At 60.0% G+C, this 4,084-nt stretch carries 3 protein-coding genes; all 3 read right to left on the minus strand.

All coding sequences use genetic code 11. The annotated features are described in order from the left end of the window. Positions 1 to 90 precede the first annotated feature (90 nt). Complete coding sequence (gene hbdH / locus PMI23_RS25420) at positions 91 to 864, minus strand: 3-hydroxybutyrate dehydrogenase (protein ID WP_007912316.1); 774 nt, start codon at positions 862 to 864, stop codon at positions 91 to 93. Positions 865 to 871: 7 nt separating this feature from the next. Beyond that, positions 872 to 2,263, minus strand: a complete 1,392-nt coding sequence (locus tag PMI23_RS25425; RefSeq protein WP_007912313.1) for a GntP family permease — start codon at positions 2,261 to 2,263, stop codon at positions 872 to 874. Between the two features lie 296 nt (positions 2,264 to 2,559). Beyond that, entirely contained in the window at positions 2,560 to 3,966 is a 1,407-nt protein-coding gene (locus PMI23_RS25430) for a sigma-54 interaction domain-containing protein (RefSeq protein WP_007912311.1), read from the minus strand. Positions 3,967 to 4,084: the final 118 nt, after the last annotated feature.

Here is a 4,084-nt window from a genome sequence, read left to right on the forward strand (position 1 = left end):
AGCCTGCTCGCGATGGCGGTTTGTCAGCTAACTGTTACGGGGCTGACACACCGCTATCGCGAGCAGGCTCACTTCTACAGGAACGCAGCATTACTGCGCCAACCACCCACCATCAATATTCCACGCCGCCCCACGCACCTGACTGCCAGCTTCGCTGCACAAAAACAACACCAGTTCGCCCAGATGCTGCGGTGTCACGAACTCCAGCGACGGCTGTTTCTCGGCCAGCAAATCATGCTGCGCCTGCTGCGGATCGACACCCTTGGCTGCGCGGTCATCGATCTGTTTCTGCACCAGCGGCGTCAGCACCCAGCCCGGACAGATCGCGTTGCAGGTGACGTTACTGGTCGCGGTTTCCAGGCCGACCACTTTGGTCAAACCGATCACGCCGTGCTTGGCGGCCACATAAGCTGCTTTGCCGGTGGATCCGACCTGACCATGCACGGAGGCGATATTGATGATCCGCCCCCAACCTTTGGCGCGCATCCCCGGCAGGCTCAGGCGCGTGCTGTGAAACACCGAAGACAGGTTGATGGCAATGATCGAGTCCCAGCGCTCGACGGGGAAATCCTCCACGGCGGCGACATGCTGGATGCCGGCGTTGTTGACCAGAATGTCGACGCCGCCGAACTCGCGCTCGGCGTAATTGATCATGTCGGCAATTTGCGCCGGATCACTGACATCGGCCGGATGATGGCCGACCTTGCCGCCGAACCGGGCGACTTCGGCGATGACTTTCGATGCATCGCCAAAACCGTTGAGAATCAGATTGGCGCCAGCCTTGGCCAGGCTCAGTGCGATGCCCAGACCGATGCCGCTGGTGGAACCGGTCACCAGGGCGGTCTTGCCGGAAAGAGTCGTCATGAATACCTCACACAATGCCAGTGGCGTAGAAAGTGCCGATCACTACGAAAACCGCCAGGGTCTTGATCAGCGTAATACAGAAAATGTCTTTATAGGCTTCGCGGTGGGTCAGGCCTGTCACCGCAAGCAAGGTGATGACCGCGCCGTTGTGCGGCAGGGTGTCCATGCCGCCACTGGCCATCGCGGCGACGCGGTGCAGCACTTCCAGCGGAATATTCGCGGCGTGGGCCGCACTGATGAACTGCTCGGACATCGCCGCCAGCGCAATGCTCATACCGCCGGACGCGGAGCCGGTGATACCGGCCAAAAGGGTCACGGTGATGGCTTCGTTGACCAGCGGATTGGGGATTTGCTTGAGCCAGTCCGCCAGCACCAGAAAGCCCGGCAGCGACGCGATCACCGCGCCGAAGCCGTATTCCGACGCGGTGTTCATCGCCGCCAGCAATGCACCGCTGACCGCACTTTTGCTACCTTCGGCGAGCTTGCTGCGAATCGCCTGAAAGCCGAATGCCAGCACCATCAGAATGCCGACCAGCAAAGCCGCCTGCACGGCCCAGATCGCCGTCAGTTTGGCGATCTCGGTGGTGACCGGAGCCGCCATGCCCGGCAGCGCGAGGCTGTGGGTCTTGCCGTACCACTGCGGAATCCACTGGGTGAAGAGCAGGTTCATGATGCCCACCGCCAACAACGGCGACAGCGCAAGCCATGGGTTTGGCAGTTTCAGGTCTTCAGCGGTTTCCGGCTCATTGCGCAATTCAGTGCCGTAGCCTTCGCCAGCGCGTTGGGCCTTGTTGCGTTGACGTTGCAGAAACAGCATGCCGGCGCAGAACACGAAAATTGTACCGATCACGCCCAGCCACGGCGCCGCCCACGCGGTGGTATTGAAGAACGTGCTGGGGATGATGTTCTGGATCTGCGGGGTGCCGGGCAGGGCGTCCATGGTGAACGAGAACGCGCCGAGGGCGATCGTTGCCGGGATCAGCCGCTTGGGAATATTGCTCTGGCGGAACATCTCGGCAGCAAACGGGTAAACCGCGAAGACCACCACGAACAGCGACACGCCGCCGTAAGTGAGCAAGGCGCAGACCAGCACGATCACCAGCATCGCCTGTTTGGTGCCCAGCAAGCGAATGGCCGCAGCGACAATCGAGCGGGAGAACCCCGACAGTTCGATCAACTTGCCGAACACGGCGCCGAGCAGGAACACAGGGAAATACAGCTTGATGAACCCGACCATTTTTTCCATGAACACCCCGGTGAACGCGGGAGCGACGGCGGAGGGGTCGGTGAGCAGCACGGCGCCGAGGGCAGCAATCGGGGCGAAGAGGATAACGCTATAGCCACGGTAGGCAGCCAGCATCAGCAGCGCCAGGGCTGCCAAGGCAATGATCACACTCATGGTGTGTCTCTCCAGAATTGTTATTTTTGTGGGTGGAACGGGTGTGGGAGAGGTATTAGCGAGATCTGTGCCAGATATTTAAGGTATTGAAATATATGGATTTTATTGGTTGTGACTAAAGGTTTTCACCGGTTTCGTCTCCTTTTAGAGACTGAGTTAAACCGAAAAGATCGCAGCCTTCGGCAGCTCCTACAGTGCGAACGCGAATTTCCCCTGTAGGAGCTGCCGAAGGCTGCGATCTTTTGACCTTCAAATAACTGATCTAAAAAAAGAGATTGATGTCTCTTTATAGAGACTCAAGCAATCCCCAGCGCCACCATTTTCTTGTACAACGTCGACCGCCCGAGTCCCAGTCGAGCCGCTGCCTCGGGCACGTTCCCCGCACATTGCGCAAGAGCTGCCTGGATCAGTTGTCGATCAAAACGCTCCCGCGCCTGAGCGAATGTCTCTTCAGCCAGCGCCTCTATCGTCGGTACGGTCGCACGTTCAACCGGCGTTAACGTGCCAATCGCCGCGCGGATATCCTGCTCGGTCAGCATCAAGTCATCACTGAGCAACGCCGCCCGTTCCAGCACATTGCGCAGCTCGCGAATGTTCCCCGGCCAGGCGTGTTGCCCGAGCAGTTCGAGAGCATCACGGTGCAGCTCATGCTGACTGCGCAGCTCTTCAAGGATTGCTTCGCTGAGCGCCGGCAGATCATCGAGACGCTCACGCAATGGCGGCACCTGAATCGGCAACACATTGAGGCGATAGTACAAATCGGCGCGGAACTCACCGCGTTTGATCGCCGCTTGCAGATCGGTCGAGGTGGCGGCAATCACACGCACATCGCTCTGAATCACCTCGTTGGAGCCGACCGGTTCGAACTCCTTTTCCTGCAACACGCGCAGCAGCTTGCTCTGCAAGGGCAGCGGCATGTCGCCAATTTCGTCGAGAAACAACGTGCCGCCCTGGGCGATCTGCAGCTTGCCGGTGCGGCCCTTGCGGTCGGCGCCGGTAAACGCACCGGGTGCCGTGCCGAAAAATTCTGCCTCCAGCAGTGCCTCGGGAATCGCCGCGCTGTTGATGCTCACAAAGGCTTTGTGTGCCCGTGGCGAGGCACTGTGAATCGCCTGGGCCAGCAACTCTTTGCCAGTGCCGGTCTCGCCGAGCAGCAACACCGGCGACTCGGCGCTGGCACTGCGTCGGGCACGGCGTTTGACTTCGAGGCTGGCGGCGCTGGTGCCGATGAAATGGGCGAAATTGTACTTGGTCTGTCGGGCGCGCAGCAGAGAACGGGTCGAGGCCAGTTCTTCCTGCATGCTCAAGTAGCGTTTGAGCATCGGCGACAGCGTGCGCAACTCGTCGAACAGGGCAAATCCGATCGCGCCGATCACCGTGCCGGCGTCGTCATGGATCGGCAGGCGCATCACCACCAAAGGCTCTTTTGGCGTGTCTTGCATGTCCAGCAGAATAGGGCGACCGGTACGCACCACCTCGCGCAAAAGACTGCCGGGGATCACGCTCTCACACGGCTTGCCGATCGCGCCTGCTGCCGATTCAAGACCGAAACGCCGGGCGTAACGCTCGTTCATCCAGACGATGTTGGCATCGCGGTCGACAATCACCGTGCCTTCGCTGGACTGCTCGATGATCTCGAACAGCGAACGGATCGCGAGGGTGCGAACCCGTTGGTAGTCCTTGAGGCTTTCGGTGGTGTTCATCTGGCGGCTGGTCCGGAATTTGAGTTGTTGATGCGGGCCTCTTCGCTGGCAAGCCAGCTCCCACAGGGTTCTCGGTCGTTCACACCTGTTGTGTACACCGCAGCCCCTTGTGGGAGCT

The sequence above is a fragment of the Pseudomonas sp. GM24 genome, from assembly GCF_000282235.1.
Lineage (GTDB): Bacteria > Pseudomonadota > Gammaproteobacteria > Pseudomonadales > Pseudomonadaceae > Aquipseudomonas.

Bases quoted from the DNA above. Each gene is read 5' to 3' on its own strand.
- hbdH (WP_007912316.1), bottom strand. From the start codon at position 864: ATGACGACTCTTTCCGGCAAGACCGCCCTGGTGACCGGTTCCACCAGC.
- PMI23_RS25430 (WP_007912311.1), bottom strand. From the start codon at position 3,966: ATGAACACCACCGAAAGCCTCAAGGACTACCAACGGGTTCGCACCCTC.
- PMI23_RS25425 (WP_007912313.1), bottom strand. From the start codon at position 2,263: ATGAGTGTGATCATTGCCTTGGCAGCCCTGGCGCTGCTGATGCTGGCT.